The sequence below is a fragment of the Acinetobacter sp. CIP 101966 genome (genome assembly GCF_000369725.1).
GTDB lineage: Bacteria > Pseudomonadota > Gammaproteobacteria > Pseudomonadales > Moraxellaceae > Acinetobacter > Acinetobacter lwoffii_Q.
Map to the genome: position 1 here is coordinate 492,195 of NZ_KB850159.1, position 3,756 is coordinate 495,950.

Annotated in this window: 4 protein-coding genes and 1 pseudogene; 2 read left to right on the forward strand and 3 right to left on the reverse strand. The window is 38.8% G+C overall.

The genetic code is table 11. The annotated features are described in order from the left end of the window. On the forward strand, nt 1–630 hold a 630-nt coding region (locus F891_RS05225; RefSeq protein WP_005262460.1), incomplete at its 5' end, for an IS1 family transposase. 22 nt (nt 631–652) lie between these two features. Here the strand turns inward: F891_RS05225 and istB are convergent. Together istB and istA are read right to left on the reverse strand one after the other, a co-directional pair. Continuing rightward, complete coding sequence (gene istB / locus F891_RS05230; protein ID WP_001053379.1) at nt 653–1,426, reverse strand: IS21-like element ISAba8 family helper ATPase IstB; 774 nt, start codon at nt 1,424–1,426, stop codon at nt 653–655. Next, a complete protein-coding gene (gene istA, locus F891_RS05235; RefSeq protein WP_004733225.1) occupies nt 1,426–2,445 on the reverse strand; it encodes an IS21-like element ISAba8 family transposase in 1,020 nt (339 codons plus the stop codon). Before istA ends, istB begins: the two co-directional genes overlap by 1 nt. A gap of 214 nt (nt 2,446–2,659) precedes the next feature. Here istA and F891_RS05240 point away from each other — a divergent pair, with 214 nt between their 5' ends. Further along, complete coding sequence (locus F891_RS05240; RefSeq protein WP_005027410.1) at nt 2,660–3,007, forward strand: hypothetical protein; 348 nt, start codon at nt 2,660–2,662, stop codon at nt 3,005–3,007. Between the two features lie 51 nt (nt 3,008–3,058). Here the strand turns inward: F891_RS05240 and F891_RS05245 are convergent. Next, nucleotides 3,059–3,652 (reverse strand): annotated as a pseudogene (locus F891_RS05245) (ATP-binding protein); the annotation flags it as partial. Nucleotides 3,653–3,756: the final 104 nt, after the last annotated feature.

Below are 3,756 nucleotides of genomic sequence, written 5' to 3' on the forward strand. Positions count from 1 at the left end.
AAACGTCAGTTTATTGGTGACCATGCTCTGAGCTATCTAGGATGTAATTCAGGCATTACTCGAAAAATATTACAGTTGATGGTCAGAGGTAGTGGTATACGAGATATCGCTGAAGTTGAGCGAATCAGTATCGGTAAAGTTTTACGTACTTTAACCGAATCGACCTACCAAATTCAGCCTAAACAAAGTCATTATGAGTCTCTTGAAGTTGATGAGTTTTGGACTTTTGTGGGAAATAAAAATAATAAACAATGGCTTATTTACGCCTACCATCGAGAAACAGGTGAGATTGTTGCTTATGTTTGGGGTAAAAGAGACTTAGCTACAGTTCAACGATTGAAGACAAAGCTTAAACAATTAGGTATTCACTACACCCGAATTGCAAGTGATCATTGGGACAGTTTCATAACTGCTTTTAAAAACTGCAAGCAAAGTATTGGTAAATTTTTTACTGTAGGTATTGAAGGTAATAATTGCAAAATAAGGCATCGAATTAGGCGCGGTTTTAGAAGGAGTTGTAATTTTTCAAAAAAGATTGAAAACCATTTTAAAGCTTTCGACTTAACCTTTTTTTACATTGTCAACGGCATTTTAAAATTGACCCCTTTTACCTTAAAAATGGCGAAGTAAAATTGACCCCTTTGATCTCGTATTAAGTTTCAACCTGCGGCTGAATCCCAATTCTTTTTTTATCCTTCAAACGATAACTCTCACCCGATATCTGTACCACATGACAGTGATGTAATAGCCGATCTAACATCGCAGCGGTCAACGTAACATCATCCGCAAATGACTTAGACCATTGGCTAAAGGGTAAGTTACTCGTCAATATCGTACTGCCTTTTTCATAACGCTTGGCAATCACGTTAAAGAACAGATTCGCTTCTTCACGTCCAAACGGTAAATAACCAATTTCATCGATAATCAGTAACTTTGGTCCCAGTACCGCACGTTGCATATAGGTTTTCAGTTTACCTTGCTGGTAGGCTGTACTTAGTTGCAGCATGAGATCGGCGGCGGTAATGAACTTGATCTTAATGTTGTTCATGATGGCCTTATAGCCTAATGCCATAGATAAGTGCGTTTTTCCTACTCCGCTAGCCCCGAGAAACACCACATTTTCTGCTCTAGCAATAAAGCTCAGATTGAACAGTTCAATCACCTGTGATTTAGGGGCCCCTAGGGCATAATTAAAATCATAGTCTTCCAGGGTTTTGACTTGAGGCAGGCCTGAGAGTTTCATCAGTACCTGCTGGCTGCGCTGTTGCCTGGCAGCATATTCATGCGTCAAGATCGCTTCAACAAAGTCGGCATAACTTCCATCCTGACCTAATGTTTGTTGTGCATGATGTGACCATTGTGATGCGATGGCAGGCAGATTGAGCTTTTGGCAAAGCTGCTCTATACGGTCGTATTGCAGATTCATCAGGAAACTCCCAGCAACTGGTCATATACCGATAAGGGATGCTGCAAACTCTCGTAGGGCATGACATGCTCTGCTGCTGCAACAGGTACAGTGCTGGAACCTGTATCTGATTGCGGTAATGGCGTAAATTTTTGCTGCTCCTGTTGCAGTCGAACAGCCGGTTTTTCTTGCGTGGTGGCATGAATCCGCTGATTGGCGGTTTCATGCAGCCACCGGCCAATATGGGCATTGGCGACATCAACATCTAACAGTAAACCCGAAGTCTTCAGGCTTGCTTTTAATGGCACAATAAAGCTTGATTTGAGGTATCCATTAAAGCGTTCAACTTTGCCTTTGGTCTGTGCACGGTAGGGCTTACATACGCGAGGACGAAAGCTGTATTTCTTGGCGCAGTCGAGCAGTTTGGGGTTCCATTTATGCTGCCCCTCCTGATAGGCATCCCGTTCAATCATGATCGTTTTAGCGTTATCAAACAGGATTTCTTGAGGTACTCCTGCAAAGAACTGAAATGCATTTTCCAGACCATCGATCCATGCATCCGTACGTTCATGATCATAAAATTTCACGAAAGTCGCTCTGGAATACCCTAATGTTGCGACAAAGGCTTTTAAAGTCGTGTTGTTGCGTCGAATTGTGGTGAAATCCACCTGCATTTGTTGGCCAGGTTGGGTTTCAAAACGAATGATCGGTTCCGGTTGAGCAACTGGTTTTAATGTTGCAAGATATTCCCTCAAGATCCTGATCTTTCCTGGATATCCCAACCTTAAAATTTCCTGGTAGAGCACAACAGCAGGAATCCATTCAGGATGAGCTGCGTTTACACGTTGGAGTAAATAGGGTTTATATGGGTCAAGGATACTTATTCTAGGCTGTATACGCTGATACTGAGGTGTGGTGTTTTGCCGTAAATATTTACGCACAGTATTTCTGGACACCCCCAGTTCACGAGTAATGGCTTTAATAGATTTACCTTGTTGATGAAGTATTTGGATTGTCACTGCTTGCTCCAAAGTTAACATATTGAGCAGTCCAAAATGACCGCTATATTAACCAAGGGGGTCAGTTTTTAAATGCCATTAGGGGGTCATTTTTACACTGCCGCTAACAACATCAATAATGGCTTCATTTAATGTCAGCATACTTTTTGAAACACCACCTGGTATCTAAAGTTAAATTAAGTGAATAATTTTATTAAAAAATAAAATTTTATTAACTACAAAATTAGGAGTAATTATGGGGTTTTTTGATGCTTTAGTAAGTGCAGGTAAGGCTGCAGGAAAAGCGATGACTGATGCTGTAACAAAAAAGCAACTTGAACAATGGGAAAAAATGGAGCGCGCATCAGAAAGTAGACTTATTGATTTCTATAAGCAAAATAATACGTCAGAACGCAGTAATGCAAGTAACCGAGCTTTGGCTTTAGCCGCCTTGAACAACCAAAATCAATACAAAGCTCGTGAACTATTAAGAAATGATGAAGATGCGAAACGGGCTCTCACAAGACTACGTGAAAAAATCAGTCTCGAAGAAGGTCGCAGTGTTGATCGACTTAGAGAAAGTATTGATGGGCTATTAAAATAATTTTTAGTAATAATGGATAGTTTGTTATTATAAACTTTCCATTATTTGTTCTTAAAACTGACTGAAACTATCATCATTTTTTACAGATGGTTTATACTTTTCAATAACCTCTTTAAAAAATTCATCCGTAATTTTGCTATCTTTTTTCAATGCCATTTTAGCAGTCTCATTTACTATATATTTAAGATCACTAGAAGTGTAACCAACCGTTAAAATAGCTACATTAAAAAGATCTAAATCCTCAGAAAATGGTCTATTTTCGATATACTGTTTTAGCATATCTAGACGAGCATTAAAGTCCGGGAAACCTATATAAATATGTTTTTCTAATCGACCTGTTCTTAACATTGCTGAGTCTATCGCTTTAGGTCGATTTGTTGCTCCAATAATAATAATTCCTTTCTCATTACAATTTGAAATTTGCGCTAAAAATTCATTGACCTCACTTAGATGATGGTGATTCAAATTACCCTCATTCCTATTTGGTAACACAGCATCTATCTCATCAATAAAAATTAATGAAGGTTTTTCCTGTTCAGCTTCCTTGAATAATTTTGCAATTTTTTCTTGAGTTCCGTGTATATAAACACTAGCTAAATCTGAAGGTTTTATTTCAAAATATGAATAACCTATTTCTTCAGCTAAACATCTCGCAAAGAGGTGGTCCCACTTGTTTGAACAACTAAAAGCTTATTTATAAGTGATATTCTGCTCTAGTTAAGCTACCTTATTTTGTTGTGGTAGCTGGT

Coding starts and splice junctions, on each gene's coding strand:
- istB (WP_001053379.1), bottom strand. CDS start 1,426: ATGAATCTGCAATACGACCGTATAGAGCAGCTTTGCCAAAAGCTCAAT.
- istA (WP_004733225.1), bottom strand. CDS start 2,445: ATGTTAACTTTGGAGCAAGCAGTGACAATCCAAATACTTCATCAACAA.
- F891_RS05240 (WP_005027410.1), top strand. CDS start 2,660: ATGGGGTTTTTTGATGCTTTAGTAAGTGCAGGTAAGGCTGCAGGAAAA.